The following is a 14,408-nucleotide window of genomic DNA, read 5'->3' as shown; positions in this document are numbered from 1 at the left end:
TCACAAAATTGCAATATTACAACTAGTTGCACGCGCTAATTAATAAATGTAATGAATCCAATCTATGAGAACCATTCTAAATTAAATTATCATGGATAAACAGAAGGATATGCAACTTCTGTTAACATAAAAAGCAATAGTACAGGCAGGAAATAGTTTAGCATTTTTTACTGAATGTGAAATGCTTTTTCAGTGATTTCTGTTAAAAATATGTAAATTCGCGCTGCGTAATATGTTGATGCACATCACATAATTATCTGCAGGCCGGTCAAAAAGAGTATCAAAATGCGTTTAACAATTATTCTGGTTGCTCCAGCCAGAGCCGAAAATATTGGCGCGGCAGCGCGTGCTATGAAAACCATGGGATTCACGCAATTGCGGATCGTTGATAGCGAGGCTCATCTGGAGCCTGCGACGCGATGGGTGGCACATGGTTCAGGTGACATTATTGATAATATTAACGTTTTTCCAACGTTAGCCGATGCGTTGCACGACGTTGATTTTACCATCGCCACCACGGCTCGTAGCCGCGCGAAGTTCCATTATTACGCCACTCCGGTCGAGCTGGTTCCCCTGTTGCAGGAAAAATCAACGTGGATGGATCACGCCGCGTTGGTGTTCGGCCGTGAAGATTCGGGGCTGACAAATGAAGAATTAGCGCTAGCGGATGTGCTAACCGGCGTGCCGATGGTGGCTGACTACCCTTCACTGAATTTGGGTCAGGCGGTGATGGTGTATTGCTATCAATTAGCAGGTTTAATACAACAACCGGCAAAAAACATTGAGGTGACGGATGAGCTTCAGTTGCAGGCGTTACGTGCCCGGGTTTTGCAATTATTAACCACGCTGGACGTTGCGGATGATATCAAGCTCACGGATTGGCTACAGCAGCGGATGGGGTTGTTAGGACAGCGAGATACAGCAATGTTGCACCGTTTTTTACATGATATCGAAAAAAATATTACAAAATAAAATGTCTTCTTTGTTTTGTTTTTTAGCGTTTGATTCTGACTTCAAGTGGGGTGCGCATGCTGTATTGGTTGAAAATAAAAGGGCAAGCAGTCGCTCGTGAACAAGTTTCGGAATGTGATCAATTTAAAAATTTATTGACTTAGGTCAGCAGATACTTTAACCCTAAAAGAATACAAGACAGACAGATTACCCGTCATACTTCGAGTTGCATGTGCGTTGGCTGCATTCGCTTACCTCAGTCACATAGTTTTCTATGCTCCTGAGGATTCGCTCACTTGCCGCCTTCCTGCAACGCGAATTATTTAGGGTACATAATTACAGAGCACACAACATCATGAAACGCATCAGCATCACCATTACAACAACCATCACCATTACCACAGGTAACGGTGCGGGCTGACGCGTACAGGAAACACAAGAAAAAGCCCGCACCTAAACAGTGCGGGCTTTTTTTTCGACCAAAGGCAACGAGGTAAACCATGCGAGTGTTGAAGTTCGGCGGTACATCAGTGGCAAATGCAGAGCGCTTTCTGCGAGTTGCCGATATTCTGGAAAGCAATGCCAGGCAGGGGCAGGTCGCGACTGTTCTTTCTGCCCCCGCAAAAATTACGAACCATCTGGTGGCGATGATTGAGAAGACCATCGGTGGTCAGGACGCTTTAGCCAATATCAGTGACGCCGAACGTATTTTCTCAGAGCTTTTGGTTGGCCTCGCCGCCGCGCAGCCGGGCTTCCCGCTGACACAGCTTAAAGCCTTCGTTGAACAAGAATTTGCCCAAATTAAACATGTCCTGCACGGTATCAGCCTGCTGGGACAGTGCCCGGACAGCATTAACGCTGCGCTTATTTGCCGTGGCGAAAAAATGTCGATCGCTATCATGGCAGGCCTGCTGGAAGCGCGTGGGCATCACGTTACCGTTATCGATCCGGTTGAGAAACTACTGGCGGTAGGTCATTACCTCGAATCTACCGTTGATATCACCGAATCTACGCGTCGCATCGCAGCCAGCCGTATTCCAGCAGATCATATGATTTTGATGGCAGGCTTTACTGCCGGGAATGAAAAAGGTGAGTTGGTGGTGTTGGGGCGCAATGGCTCTGACTACTCTGCCGCTGTGCTGGCTGCCTGTTTACGCGCGGACTGTTGTGAGATCTGGACCGATGTTGACGGTGTATATACCTGCGACCCGCGCCAGGTTCCTGATGCCAGGCTGTTAAAGTCGATGTCTTATCAGGAAGCGATGGAGCTTTCTTACTTTGGCGCCAAAGTATTACACCCGCGAACCATTACCCCGATTGCTCAGTTCCAAATCCCTTGCCTGATTAAAAACACCGGAAACCCACAAGCGCCAGGTACACTGATCGGTGCCAGCAGCGATGAGGACGATTTGCCGGTAAAAGGTATTTCTAACCTCAATAACATGGCGATGTTTAGCGTCTCCGGCCCTGGAATGAAAGGCATGGTAGGCATGGCGGCTCGCGTTTTCGCGGCGATGTCTCGTGCCGGTATCTCAGTGGTGCTGATCACGCAGTCTTCTTCTGAATACAGCATCAGTTTCTGCGTGCCGCAAGGCGACTGCATACGGGCGCAGCGGGCGATGCAGGATGAATTCTACCTCGAGCTGAAAGAAGGGCTGCTGGAGCCACTGGCTGTAACTGAACGCCTGGCGATCATCTCAGTGGTTGGTGATGGCATGCGTACGCTACGCGGTATCTCGGCGAAATTCTTCGCCGCGCTGGCTCGTGCGAACATCAACATCGTGGCGATCGCCCAGGGGTCGTCCGAACGCTCTATTTCGGTGGTAGTGAACAACGATGACGCGACCACCGGCGTACGCGTTACCCATCAGATGCTGTTCAACACCGACCAGGTGATTGAAGTGTTTGCGATTGGCGTTGGCGGTGTAGGCTCCGCACTGCTTGAGCAGCTCAAGCGTCAGCAAAGCTGGTTGAAGGGCAAACATATCGATCTGCGCGTGTGCGGTGTGGCGAACTCGAAGGCCTTGCTGACGAATGTCCACGGTCTGAATCTGGAAAACTGGCAATCGGAACTGGAGTGCGCGAAAGAGCCTTTCAACCTCGGCCGTTTGATCCGTCTGGTAAAAGAATACCATCTGCTTAACCCGGTGATCGTCGACTGTACCTCAAGCCAGGCGGTGGCAGACCAATATGCCGATTTCCTGCGTGAAGGTTTCCACGTGGTCACCCCGAACAAAAAAGCCAACACGTCGTCGATGGATTACTACTATCAGCTGCGTTTCGCCGCGGCGAAGTCGCGTCGTAAATTCCTGTACGACACCAACGTGGGTGCGGGCTTGCCGGTTATTGAAAACTTGCAAAATCTGCTCAGCGCGGGCGATGAACTGCAACGATTCTCCGGCATTCTTTCCGGTTCGCTGTCGTTTATTTTCGGCAAGCTGGATGAAGGCATGAGCTTCTCGCAGGCCACCACGCTGGCACGGGAGTTGGGTTACACCGAACCCGATCCGCGTGATGATCTCTCTGGTACGGATGTGGCGCGTAAACTCCTGATTTTGGCGCGTGAAACCGGCCGCGAACTGGAGCTTTCTGACATTGTCATTGAGCCGGTGCTGCCAGAAGCATTTGATGATTCTGGTGATGTTTCCGCGTTTATGACGAATTTGTCGCAACTGGACGATGAGTTTGCCGCTCGCGTCGCGAAAGCTCGTGATGAGGGTAAAGTATTGCGCTATGTTGGCAATATCGAAGAAAACGGCGTCTGCCGGGTGAAAATCGCTGAAGTGGATGGTAACGATCCGCTGTTCAAAGTGAAAAACGGTGAAAACGCGCTGGCGTTCTACAGCCATTACTATCAGCCCTTACCACTGGTGCTGCGCGGATATGGTGCGGGTAATGATGTTACGGCGGCAGGTGTATTTGCCGATCTTCTTCGCACCCTTTCATGGAAGTTAGGAGTCTGACATGGTGAGAGTTTATGCCCCGGCTTCCAGTGCCAATATGAGCGTCGGGTTTGATGTGCTTGGCGCGGCGGTCACCCCCGTAGATGGTTCACTGTTGGGTGATGTGGTCTCGGTTGAGGCGGCTGACCAGTTCAGCCTGAATAACCTGGGGCGCTTTGCGAATAAGCTGCCATCAGCGCCGCGGGAAAATATCGTCTATCAGTGCTGGGAGCGCTTCTGTCAGGAACTGGGTAAAGCTGTTCCGGTTGCGATGACGCTGGAAAAAAATATGCCGATTGGTTCCGGGTTAGGCTCCAGCGCCTGTTCCGTTGTGGCCGCACTGGTGGCGATGAACGAATTTTGTGGTAAACCGCTCAACGATACGCGGCTGTTGGCGATTATGGGCGAACTGGAAGGGCGTATCTCCGGCAGTATTCACTACGATAATGTCGCCCCGTGCTTTTTGGGCGGCATGCAGTTAATGATCGAAGAAAACGGCATTATCAGCCAGCAGGTGCCAGGCTTTGATGAGTGGCTGTGGGTACTGGCGTATCCAGGCATTAAAGTTTCCACGGCGGAAGCGCGGGCGATTTTACCTGCACAGTATCGTCGTCAGGACTGTATTGCCCACGGGCGGCATCTGGCAGGGTTTATTCATGCCTGCTATTCCCGTCAGCCAGGGCTTGCCGCGAAGCTGATGAAAGATGTTATTGCTGAGCCATACCGTACCCGCTTGCTGCCCGGCTTTAGTCAGGCACGTCAGGCGGTAGCGGAAATCGGCGCGCTGGCCAGCGGCATTTCCGGATCAGGGCCAACGCTGTTCGCCTTATGCGATAAGCCGGATACGGCACAGCGCGTAGCAGACTGGCTGGGTAAAAATTACCTGCAAAATCAGGAAGGCTTTGTTCATATTTGCCGGCTGGACACGGCGGGCGCACGGGTACTGGGATAATCAATGAAACTCTATAATCTGAAAGATCACAACGAACAGGTCAGCTTTGCGCAGGCCGTCACGCAAGGGCTTGGCAAGAATCAGGGATTGTTTTTTCCGCACGAACTGCCGGAATTTAATCTGACAGAAGTGGATGAGATGCTGAACCAGGACTTCGTTAGCCGCAGCGCTAAGATCCTGTCCGCATTCATTGGCTCGGAGATCCCACAAGAGATCCTGGAAGAACGCGTGCGTGCGGCGTTTGCCTTCCCGGCACCGGTTGCTCAGGTCGAAGGTGATGTCGGCTGTCTGGAGCTGTTCCATGGTCCGACACTGGCGTTTAAAGACTTTGGCGGACGCTTTATGGCGCAAATGCTAACGCACATCAGCGGCGACAAACCGGTGACTATCCTGACTGCGACATCCGGAGACACCGGGGCGGCGGTTGCACATGCTTTTTATGGCCTGAAAAATGTGCGTGTGGTGATCCTCTACCCAAATGGTAAGATCAGCCCATTGCAGGAGAAACTGTTCTGTACGCTGGGCGGCAATATTGAAACCGTCGCGATTGATGGTGACTTTGATGCCTGCCAGGCACTGGTGAAACAGGCGTTTGATGATGAAGAGCTGAAGGCGGCTTTGGGTCTGAATTCCGCTAACTCCATCAACATCAGCCGCCTGCTGGCGCAAATCTGCTACTACTTTGAAGCCGTGGCTCAACTGCCGCAGGAAGCGCGTAACCAACTGGTTATTTCTGTTCCCAGCGGTAACTTTGGCGATCTGACCGCGGGTCTGTTGGCGAAATCACTTGGCTTGCCAGTGAAGCGCTTTATTGCGGCTACCAACGTCAACGATACGGTTCCACGTTTTCTTGCCGAAGGCGAGTGGGCACCGAAAGCGACTCAGGCGACCTTATCGAATGCCATGGACGTTAGCCAGCCAAACAACTGGCCGCGTGTGGAGGAACTGTTCCGCCGTAAAATATGGCGCCTGAATGAGTTGGGCTATGCCGCTGTGGATGATGCAACAACGCAGGACACCATGCGTGAGCTGCAGCAGAAAGGTTATACCTCAGAACCGCATGCTGCGGTGGCGTATCGTGCACTGCGTGACCAGTTGAATCCGGGCGAATATGGCCTGTTCCTTGGCACCGCACATCCGGCGAAATTTAAAGAAAGCGTTGAACAGATTCTGAATGTCACGCTGGATCTACCAAAAGAGCTGGCTGAACGTGCAGATTTACCGCTGCTCTCTCACCATCTGCCTGCTGATTTTGCTGCGCTGCGTCAGTTAATGATGACCCGCAGTTAATTGTTGTGCCCGGTGACGCTCTGCTTACCGGGCAGACGGCACCTGTTATCCGGTAACAGGTAGGCGATACTTGCTAACAATCTGAGTCGGGTTTTACCCGGCTTTTTTTATGGAGAAAATAAGGAGGAAATAGGTAGCGAAAAAGGAGAAATTCTCAATAAATGCGCTAACTTAGAGATTAGGATTGCGGAGAATAATAACTTCTATTCCCTTCACGTAATCTCCTTTTATCGACCCGATAAGGGCAATGATAAAAAGGAGTCACCAATGAAAAAATTCAAACCTGTGCTTCTTGCGCTTTCTATGATGCTGGTTGCTCCCCTTGCCGTGCAGGCGGCTGAAATTACTCTGGTACCGGCAGTTAAATTACAGATTGGCGATCGTGACAGCCGGGGTAACTACTGGGATGGCGGGAACTGGCGCGATCACGGTTGGTGGGGAAAACACTATGAGTGGCGGGATCATCGCTGGCAACCTCACGGACCGCGTCCACAGCCACACAACAATCGCTATGATGATCATCATAACGATCGGCATGACGATCGCCGCGACGACCACCGTCCGGGAGCGAACGGGCACCATTAAGTTTGTGCTGTCGGATAAGGTGCCTCCTTATCCGACATGTGCTGCATTATTGCTCGTGACGCTTAAACACCAGTTCTCCACTCCCTGATGCCTCTTCATCAAAGAAATAGCCGTCGCTGTTAAACGCAGTCAGTTGCTCAGGCTTCGTCAGGCGATGTTGAATAATGTAGCGACTCATCAGGCCGCGGGCTTTTTTGGCATAGAAGCTGATGACTTTGAATTTGCCGTTCTTCTCATCAAGGAATACCGGTTTGATCAGTTCTGCATTCAGTTTTTTCGGCTTCACGGATTTAAAATACTCGTCTGAGGCGAGGTTAATCACCACATTATCACCTTGTGCTTCCAACGCTTCGTTAAGCTTATCGGTGATAGTATCTCCCCAGAACTGATAGAGGTCTTTACCCTTCGCATTGGCCAGACGAATGCCCATTTCCAGACGGTAGGGTTGCATCAAATCCAGTGGGCGCAGAACGCCATACAGCCCGGACAGCATGCGTAAGTGCTGCTGGGCGAAATCGAAATCCGCTTCGCTGAAGGTTTCTGCCTGCAATCCGGTGTACACGTCACCTTTGAACGCCAGAATAGCCTGACGCGCATTGTCCGGTGTGAAGTCTGGCTGCCAATCATGGAAACGAGTCGCGTTCAGATCCGCCAGCTTATCGCTAATTCCCATCAGCTTGCCGATCTGCGGCGCAGAGAGTTGACGCGCCACGTGGATTAACTGTTGGGAGTGATCCAGCAGTTCAGGCAACGTATGGCGTGTGGTAGCCAGCGGGCTTTGGTAGTCGAGCGTTTTTGCAGGTGAAATCAGAATCAGCATATCCAGTCCTTGCAGGAGATTTACTGCGACTTTAGCAAAAAAAACGACAGAATTGATCGATGGTTGTGATTGCCGCGCTAACTGCGCGGCGTTTCATCCCAGCTATCCGGTGCAAGCTGTTGTCTGATCTCAGGATAACGGCGCGGATCAAATTCCGGGCGTACACCGAGTTTGCGCTGACGCAAATAGTCGCTGGCAAGGGTATGAACAACCGGGGAGAGCAGCAGAATCGCCGTCAGGTTAGTTATCGCCATACAGGCCATGATGATGTCGGCGAGCTGCCAGACTAGCGGGAAACTGACTAAGGTGCCTGCGATCACGGTACTGACGGTAGCAATGCGCAACAGCCAGATAACCCGGATATTGTCCAGACGTAAAAAGACCAGGTTGTTTTCCGCATAAATGTAGTTAGCCACGATAGAGCTGAAAGCAAACAGAATCACAATAAATGCGACAAACCCAGCCCCCCATTCGCCGGTCAGTGAGACCATGGCCTTCTGCATCAACTGGATGCCTTCCATTGGAATATAGGTTGTGCCATTCCCCGCCAGAAGAATAATCATGGCGCTGGCTGTGCAGATAATTAGCGTATCACCTAATACACCGATCATTTGCACAATGCCTTGCGCCGCGGGATGCGGTGGCCAGGAGGCAGCCGAAGCTGCTGCGTTAGGTGTTGAGCCCATTCCCGCTTCATTAGAGAACATACCGCGTTGAAAACCGCTGGCAATGGCCTGACTCAGCGTATAACCGGCCGCGCCGGCAGCAGCTTCCTGCCACCCTAAAGCACTTTTTACGATGTTGACGATGATCTCGGGGATCTGCCCGATATGCCAAAGACAGATAGCAATGCTGCAACCGACCCACAGCAGCGCCATGATCGGCACAAACCATTGCATCAGACGAGCAACACCTTTAATACCGCCAATGATCACCAGGAATGACAGTATCGCCAAAGCGATGCCGGATGCGAGGGGAGGGATGTCGAACGCAAATGCCAATGCGCGGGAGACAGAGTTTGCCTGTACGCTGTTAAAAATCAGGCCGTATGCGATGAGCAAAAAGAGGGCAAAGAGTACGCCCATCCAGCGCATCCCCAGACCGCGCGCCATATACCATGCTGGCCCGCCGCGGTACTGCCCCTTGCTATCGCGTTCTTTATACAGTTGCGCGAGTGAGCACTCGGCAAAGGAGGTCGCCATGCCAATGATCGCCGAGACCCACATCCAGAAGACGGCCCCTGCGCCACCCGCGGCGATCGCCAGGGCAACCCCGGCGAGGTTTCCGCTGCCAATACGAGCAGCGAGACTGGTACATAATGCCTGAAACGAGGTTAAGCCACCCGGTTGTGGGCTGAGGCTGTTTTTAAGACTTTTGCCAAAATGGCGAATGTAGCGAAACTGAACAAACCCGGTACGCCAGGTGAACCAACATCCTGCGCCAAGCAGGAGGTAGATCATCACCGATCCCCAGAGTATTTCATTAATAAACGAGAAAAAATCAGGCATTAACATCCCTCTTGTTGATGCCGGTACGCGCTAATATTCCCATGTAAGCGCTACCAATTATCGAACAGTATATACCTTGTCAGGAGATTGATTGCGGGAGTTTACCATAACAATGGGTATAACCCTTAATTGCGCATCAGGGGCTTTAAGATGCGTAATCGGGAATGAGCAGTGAGTTGGACAATCCCGGCGGTTGCGCTGAGAGTGCGTCGTGCTATCATCAGGGAAGATCGGTTACATCCCCCTAACAAGCTGTTTAAAGAGAATCGCTATCATGACGGACAAATTGACCTCCCTTCGTCAGTTCACCACAGTAGTGGCCGACACCGGAGACATCGCGGCAATGAAGCTGTATCAGCCTCAGGATGCCACAACTAACCCTTCTCTCATTCTTAACGCAGCGCAGATCCCAGAATACCGCAAGCTGATCGATGACGCTGTGGCATGGGCTAAGCAGCAGAGCGACGATCGTGCTCAGCAGATCGTCGACGCGACGGATAAACTGGCGGTAAATATCGGTCTGGAGATCCTGAAACTGGTCCCGGGTCGTATCTCTACTGAAGTTGATGCTCGCCTGTCCTACGACACCGACGCGTCTATCGCGAAAGCGAAACGTCTGATCAAACTGTACAACGATGCTGGCATCAGCAACGATCGCATTCTGATCAAACTGGCTTCTACCTGGCAGGGTATCCGTGCTGCAGAGCAGCTGGAAAAAGAAGGTATCAACTGTAACCTGACTCTGCTGTTCTCCTTCGCGCAGGCGCGTGCATGTGCTGAAGCTGGCGTATACCTGATTTCTCCGTTCGTTGGCCGTATTCTTGACTGGTACAAAGCCAATACTGACAAGAAAGAGTACGCACCGGCAGAAGATCCGGGTGTGGTTTCCGTAACGGAAATTTACGAGTACTACAAACAGCACGGTTACGAAACCGTCGTCATGGGCGCAAGCTTCCGTAACATCGGCGAAATCATTGAGCTGGCAGGCTGCGATCGTCTGACGATTGCTCCGGCACTGCTGAAAGAGCTGGCGGAAAGCGAAGGCGCTATCGAACGTAAACTGTCCTTCTCTGGCGAAGTGAAAGCGCGTCCTGCACGCATCACTGAAGCTGAGTTCCTGTGGCAGCACAACCAGGATCCGATGGCTGTAGACAAACTGGCGGACGGTATCCGTAAGTTTGCTGTAGACCAGGGTAAACTGGAAAAAATGATCGGCGATCTGCTGTAATCATTAAGGCGTGGCCCTGATATGGGTCACGCTACCTCTTCTGAAACCTGTCTGTCCTTCCCTTCGCAGTGTATCATTCTGTTTAACGAGACTGTTTAAACGGAATAATCATGAACACTTTACGCATTGGCCTGGTTTCCATTTCCGATCGCGCCTCCAGTGGCGTTTACCAGGATAAGGGTATCCCTGCTCTTGAAGAGTGGCTGGCATCGGCTCTGACTACCCCCTTTGAGCTGCAAACGCGGTTAATCCCGGATGAGCAGGCGATCATTGAGCAAACGTTATGTGAACTGGTTGATGAAATGAGCTGCCATCTGGTGCTGACCACCGGTGGTACCGGTCCGGCACGCCGCGATGTGACGCCTGATGCCACGCTGGCTGTTGCCGATCGCCAAATGCCTGGGTTTGGTGAGCAAATGCGCCAGATTAGTTTGCACTTTGTACCGACGGCGATCCTTTCCCGTCAGGTTGGGGTCATTCGCAAGCAGGCGCTGATCCTGAATCTGCCTGGGCAGCCGAAATCGATCAAAGAAACGCTCGAAGGCGTAAAAGATGCTGACGGTAAGGTTATCGTGCCGGGTATCTTTGCAAGTGTACCGTATTGTATACAGTTGCTGGATGGGCCGTATGTGGAAACTGCGCCCGCTGTCGTAGCATCTTTTCGCCCTAAAAGCGCAATACGCGATACAAACGCCTGAAAGTAGTCTATTCGTGATATAAATGGCAAACGCGGTGGAGTATTGAATTGTTTACGATATAGTAATTTTTGATTTACACATATCGCCAAAACGTTCAATGACTCCACTGACTCATGGTTTGCTATGTCACAACATTCTCGACCGCTGAATCGCCAGGATTATAAAACCCTAACGCTTGCTGCCCTCGGTGGAGCGTTGGAGTTTTATGATTTCATTATTTTTGTCTTCTTTGCCGCCGTCGTTGGCGAACTCTTTTTCCCCACAGACATCCCGGAATGGCTACGTCAGGTGCAAACCTTCGGTATTTTTGCCGCAGGCTATCTGGCGCGTCCGCTCGGCGGCATCATCATGGCGCACTTTGGCGATCTGGTCGGGCGCAAGAAAATGTTCACCCTGAGCATTTTGCTGATGGCAATACCAACACTGGCAATTGGTTTGCTACCCACTTACGCCTCAATGGGGATCCTGGCTCCGCTGTTGCTGTTGTTGATGCGTATTTTGCAAGGCGCAGCCATTGGTGGCGAAGTTCCGGGGGCGTGGGTATTTGTGGCTGAACATGTACCGGAACGTCGCATTGGCATCGCATGCGGAACGTTGACTGCTGGGCTGACGGTGGGGATTTTGTTAGGTTCGGTGGTTGCGACGCTGGTGAATACCACGCTGACGCAGCAGGCAGTGCATGACTACGGCTGGCGTATCCCTTTCCTGTTGGGCGGGGCGTTTGGGCTGGTGGCGATGTATTTGCGTCGTTGGCTGCAGGAAACACCTATCTTCCTTGAAATGCAGCAACGTAAGGCGTTGGCGCAGGAACTGCCGGTGAAGTCGGTAGTCAGTAAACATAAAAAGGCCGTGGTCATTTCAATGCTGCTGACCTGGTTGTTATCAGCCGGGATTGTGGTGGTGATTCTGATGTCGCCCGTCTGGTTGCAGAAACAGTATGGGTTTGCCCCCGCGCTGACGTTACAGGCGAACAGTGTCGCCACCATTATGCTGTGTATTGGGTGTCTGCTGGCTGGATTTATTGTCGACAGGGTTGGTGCCAGCAAAACCTTTATTATCGGTAGCCTGCTGCTGGCCTGTTCCAGCTGGTTCTTCTATCACCTGACCGGTAGCCACCCTGAGTATCTCTTCCTGTTGTACGGGCTGGTGGGGTTGTGTGTTGGTGTTGTGGGTGCAGTACCTTATGTCATGGTGCGGGCGTTCCCAGCAGAAGTGCGCTTTACCGGCATCTCCTTTTCCTACAACGTTTCCTATGCCATTTTTGGTGGTCTGACGCCGATTGCAGTAACAATGCTAATGAGCGTGTCGCCAATGGCTCCGGCCTGGTATGTGCTGGCGTTGTCGCTGGTGGGATTAGGTCTGGGGATTTGGCTGCGACAGGATATTTATCATCGTGATGCGAGCGTGCAGGGGGAGCTACAGCGCTTGTAAGGAATATCCCCCCGTAAGGGGGGATAACGTCGATTAGTGCGCTTCACCAATCGGCAGGATGGTACGACCAAACTGTTCGTTCAGTACTTCACCCATCGCCAGGTAAACGGCGCTTGCGCCACACACCAGGCCAACCCAACCTGCAACATGGATAATGGCTTCGTTACCGACAATGTTGCCAACAGCCAGCAGCGCGAACAGCACCGTCAGGCTCAGGAAGACAAACTGTAATGCACGGGCGGCTTTCAACGTTCCGAAGAACATGAACAGAGTGAACACGCCCCACAGACCCAGGTATACGCCCAGGAACTGACCATTTGTTGCCTCTGCCAGGCCCATTTTCGGCATGATCAGGATCGCAACCAGCGTCAGCCAGAAAGAACCGTAGGAGGTAAAGGCGGTTAAACCGAAGGTATTGCCTTTTTTATATTCCAGCAGGCCGGCAAAAATTTGCGCGATACCGCCGTAGAAAATTCCCATCGCCAGAATAATAACGTCAAAGGCGAAGAAACCCGCGTTGTGCAGGTTAAGCAGAATGGTGGTCATGCCAAAGCCCATCAGGCCCAGCGGTGCCGGATTAGCCAACTTAGTGTTGCCCATAATTCCTCAAAATCATCATTGATTGAATGGTGAAATAGTTTCCCCGAATAACGATCACAGTCTTCGGGGCGCGGCATGATAATCAGGGGAGAGGGCACTGTCTATGATCTAACGAAGGGAAAATGAATTATTTTCCCCTGTGACGAGCATCACGCTTGTGAGGTGTTGATTATTCGGCGCAGACAGGCGATTTGCAGCACGGCCGGAATGGTGACCCGATAGGCACTTCCACTCACGGCTTTTACCCCGTTTAAGGCTGCACCCACTGGGCCTCCAAGCCCTGCGCCGCGCAGGAGTCCGTGTCCGATGACGCTAACAGCAGCGTGCGTACGCAGAATCCGGGATAACTGGCCGGAGAGCAGGTGAGACACTCCTTTCGCCAGATTGCGGTCTTTCATTAATAGCGGCAACAGTTCTTCCAGCTCGGAGACTTTTGCATCGACCGCCTGCAGAAATTCTTGCTTATGCTCAGCATCCATTTTTTGCCAGGTATTTCGCAAAAAATGTTCCAGCAGATATTGTTCAATTTCGAACGTAGACATCTCTTTATCTGCTTTGAGCTTTAGCCGCTTTGAGACATCCAGCAAAATCGCCCGGTATAATTTCCCGTGCCCGCGCAATTTGTTGGCAATACTGTCACCGCCGTAATGTTGAAGCTCGCCAGCGATTAATTGCCAGTTGCGGCGGTGCTGTTCCGGGTGTCCTTCCATCGATTTAAACAATTCGTTATGACTCAGAACGCTCGACAGACGGGCTTTCCCTTTTTCGTTGTGGGTAAGTAAACGCGTAATGTCGGCGAGCTGCTCTTCACTACAATGCTGGAGAAAAGCGAGATCGTCGTCGTTCAAATACGTGACATTCATACTGAGTTCTACTTATGCAGAAGGGATTAGTCGTCGCCAATGATTTTCAATGTCGCCATATCAGATGAGTTTACCGACTGACCAGAGAAGGTAATTTTGGATACACAGCGTTTGTTGTCGTTGTCGCTATTAATATTGATCCAATTGGTGGTCTGTCCCTCTTTAATGGATGAGGGGACATTCAGGCTTTGACTGGACATGCGTGCAGCTTTGAAATAAACAGATGCACCGTTCAGATGAATATCGCCACGGTCGGCGGTGAGCTGGATGCGTTTCACTACGCGACAAACGGGGATTTTTAGTGCCAGGTCGTTGGTTTCATTTCTGGGCATCGCAATCATGCCGAGAACTTTATGATCGTTAGCGTGCGCGGCGCTGCTCAGTAGAAGACCCGCCAACAGGCTGGCGGGAAGCGTTAATGCGGCTTTCATGGTGTTTCTCTTTGACGGATTCAAAAATGTGTTCGTTGCCGTCATCTTAACGCTGCCAGAAAAACGATTCATTCCTGTAATCTTTTCTTTTTATTACAATTTTTTGGTG

General features: G+C 51.6%; 14 protein-coding genes and 1 other annotated feature. Of the genes, 9 read left to right on the top strand and 5 right to left on the bottom strand.

Going from position 1 to position 14,408, the window contains the following annotated elements:
• The first annotated feature begins 285 nt into the window (after positions 1–285).
• The 6 genes from NNN64_RS13465 to NNN64_RS13440 all read left to right on the top strand — a co-directional run bounded on the left by NNN64_RS13465 (position 286) and on the right by NNN64_RS13440 (position 6,720).
• Complete coding sequence (locus NNN64_RS13465) at positions 286–972, top strand: tRNA/rRNA methyltransferase (protein WP_271441695.1); 687 nt, start codon at positions 286–288, stop codon at positions 970–972.
• A gap of 329 nt (positions 973–1,301) precedes the next feature.
• Positions 1,302–1,428 (top strand) — a sequence feature (Thr leader region).
• Complete coding sequence (gene thrL, locus NNN64_RS13460; RefSeq protein WP_032337689.1) at positions 1,307–1,372, top strand: thr operon leader peptide; 66 nt, start codon at positions 1,307–1,309, stop codon at positions 1,370–1,372. It overlaps the preceding feature by 66 nt.
• A 23-nt stretch (positions 1,429–1,451) precedes the next feature.
• Positions 1,452–3,914: a bifunctional aspartate kinase/homoserine dehydrogenase I gene (gene thrA / locus NNN64_RS13455; protein WP_271441694.1), complete on the top strand. Its 2,463-nt coding sequence runs from the start codon at positions 1,452–1,454 to the stop codon at positions 3,912–3,914.
• A gap of 1 nt (position 3,915) precedes the next feature.
• Positions 3,916–4,845 carry a homoserine kinase gene (gene thrB, locus NNN64_RS13450; RefSeq protein WP_271441693.1) on the top strand — a complete coding sequence of 310 codons (930 nt, stop codon included), beginning with the start codon at positions 3,916–3,918 and terminating at the stop codon, positions 4,843–4,845.
• A gap of 3 nt (positions 4,846–4,848) precedes the next feature.
• On the top strand, positions 4,849–6,135 hold the full coding sequence (thrC, locus tag NNN64_RS13445; protein ID WP_271441692.1) for a threonine synthase: 1,287 nt from the start codon (positions 4,849–4,851) through the stop codon (positions 6,133–6,135).
• Between the two features lie 267 nt (positions 6,136–6,402).
• Positions 6,403–6,720, top strand: coding sequence for a DUF2502 domain-containing protein (locus NNN64_RS13440; RefSeq protein WP_271441691.1), 318 nt, complete (start codon positions 6,403–6,405; stop codon positions 6,718–6,720).
• A 46-nt stretch (positions 6,721–6,766) separates the two neighbouring features.
• Here NNN64_RS13440 and yaaA read toward each other — a convergent pair whose 3' ends face one another.
• Together yaaA and NNN64_RS13430 are read right to left on the bottom strand one after the other, a co-directional pair.
• Positions 6,767–7,540 carry a peroxide stress protein YaaA gene (gene yaaA, locus NNN64_RS13435; protein WP_271441690.1) on the bottom strand — a complete coding sequence of 258 codons (774 nt, stop codon included), beginning with the start codon at positions 7,538–7,540 and terminating at the stop codon, positions 6,767–6,769.
• Between the two features lie 77 nt (positions 7,541–7,617).
• Positions 7,618–9,048, bottom strand: coding sequence for an alanine/glycine:cation symporter family protein (locus NNN64_RS13430; protein ID WP_271441689.1), 1,431 nt, complete (start codon positions 9,046–9,048; stop codon positions 7,618–7,620).
• A gap of 274 nt (positions 9,049–9,322) precedes the next feature.
• Here NNN64_RS13430 and tal point away from each other — a divergent pair, with 274 nt between their 5' ends.
• The 3 genes from tal to NNN64_RS13415 all read left to right on the top strand — a co-directional run bounded on the left by tal (position 9,323) and on the right by NNN64_RS13415 (position 12,405).
• A complete protein-coding gene (gene tal, locus NNN64_RS13425) occupies positions 9,323–10,276 on the top strand; it encodes a transaldolase (RefSeq protein ID WP_137383782.1) in 954 nt (317 codons plus the stop codon).
• Positions 10,277–10,386: 110 nt separating this feature from the next.
• On the top strand, positions 10,387–10,974 hold the full coding sequence (mog, locus tag NNN64_RS13420; RefSeq protein ID WP_003018973.1) for a molybdopterin adenylyltransferase: 588 nt from the start codon (positions 10,387–10,389) through the stop codon (positions 10,972–10,974).
• Positions 10,975–11,097: 123 nt separating this feature from the next.
• Positions 11,098–12,405 carry an MFS transporter gene (locus tag NNN64_RS13415; RefSeq protein WP_271441688.1) on the top strand — a complete coding sequence of 436 codons (1,308 nt, stop codon included), beginning with the start codon at positions 11,098–11,100 and terminating at the stop codon, positions 12,403–12,405.
• A 33-nt stretch (positions 12,406–12,438) separates the two neighbouring features.
• On the opposite strand, the gene satP is transcribed toward NNN64_RS13415, so the two are convergent.
• The 3 genes from satP to NNN64_RS13400 all read right to left on the bottom strand — a co-directional run bounded on the left by satP (position 12,439) and on the right by NNN64_RS13400 (position 14,299).
• Complete coding sequence (gene satP, locus NNN64_RS13410; protein WP_137383779.1) at positions 12,439–13,005, bottom strand: acetate uptake transporter; 567 nt, start codon at positions 13,003–13,005, stop codon at positions 12,439–12,441.
• A gap of 149 nt (positions 13,006–13,154) precedes the next feature.
• Positions 13,155–13,868, bottom strand: a complete 714-nt coding sequence (msyB, locus tag NNN64_RS13405; RefSeq protein ID WP_271441687.1) for an acidic protein MsyB — start codon at positions 13,866–13,868, stop codon at positions 13,155–13,157.
• Between the two features lie 26 nt (positions 13,869–13,894).
• Positions 13,895–14,299, bottom strand: coding sequence for a DUF2541 family protein (locus tag NNN64_RS13400; RefSeq protein WP_271441686.1), 405 nt, complete (start codon positions 14,297–14,299; stop codon positions 13,895–13,897).
• Between the last annotated feature and the right edge of the window lie 109 nt (positions 14,300–14,408).

It is taken from the genome of Citrobacter sp. Igbk 14 (assembly GCF_028069825.1).
Classification (GTDB): Bacteria; Pseudomonadota; Gammaproteobacteria; order Enterobacterales; family Enterobacteriaceae; genus Citrobacter.
The sequence above is the reverse complement of the archived record's forward strand: the minus strand, read 5'-3'. Positions and strand labels throughout refer to the sequence as shown.

Coding starts and splice junctions, on each gene's coding strand:
- NNN64_RS13465 (WP_271441695.1), top strand. CDS start 286: ATGCGTTTAACAATTATTCTGGTTGCTCCAGCCAGAGCCGAAAATATT.
- thrA (WP_271441694.1), top strand. CDS start 1,452: ATGCGAGTGTTGAAGTTCGGCGGTACATCAGTGGCAAATGCAGAGCGC.
- thrB (WP_271441693.1), top strand. CDS start 3,916: ATGGTGAGAGTTTATGCCCCGGCTTCCAGTGCCAATATGAGCGTCGGG.
- thrC (WP_271441692.1), top strand. CDS start 4,849: ATGAAACTCTATAATCTGAAAGATCACAACGAACAGGTCAGCTTTGCG.
- NNN64_RS13440 (WP_271441691.1), top strand. CDS start 6,403: ATGAAAAAATTCAAACCTGTGCTTCTTGCGCTTTCTATGATGCTGGTT.
- yaaA (WP_271441690.1), bottom strand. CDS start 7,540: ATGCTGATTCTGATTTCACCTGCAAAAACGCTCGACTACCAAAGCCCG.
- NNN64_RS13430 (WP_271441689.1), bottom strand. CDS start 9,048: ATGCCTGATTTTTTCTCGTTTATTAATGAAATACTCTGGGGATCGGTG.
- tal (WP_137383782.1), top strand. CDS start 9,323: ATGACGGACAAATTGACCTCCCTTCGTCAGTTCACCACAGTAGTGGCC.
- mog (WP_003018973.1), top strand. CDS start 10,387: ATGAACACTTTACGCATTGGCCTGGTTTCCATTTCCGATCGCGCCTCC.
- NNN64_RS13415 (WP_271441688.1), top strand. CDS start 11,098: ATGTCACAACATTCTCGACCGCTGAATCGCCAGGATTATAAAACCCTA.
- satP (WP_137383779.1), bottom strand. CDS start 13,005: ATGGGCAACACTAAGTTGGCTAATCCGGCACCGCTGGGCCTGATGGGC.
- msyB (WP_271441687.1), bottom strand. CDS start 13,868: ATGAATGTCACGTATTTGAACGACGACGATCTCGCTTTTCTCCAGCAT.
- NNN64_RS13400 (WP_271441686.1), bottom strand. CDS start 14,299: ATGAAAGCCGCATTAACGCTTCCCGCCAGCCTGTTGGCGGGTCTTCTA.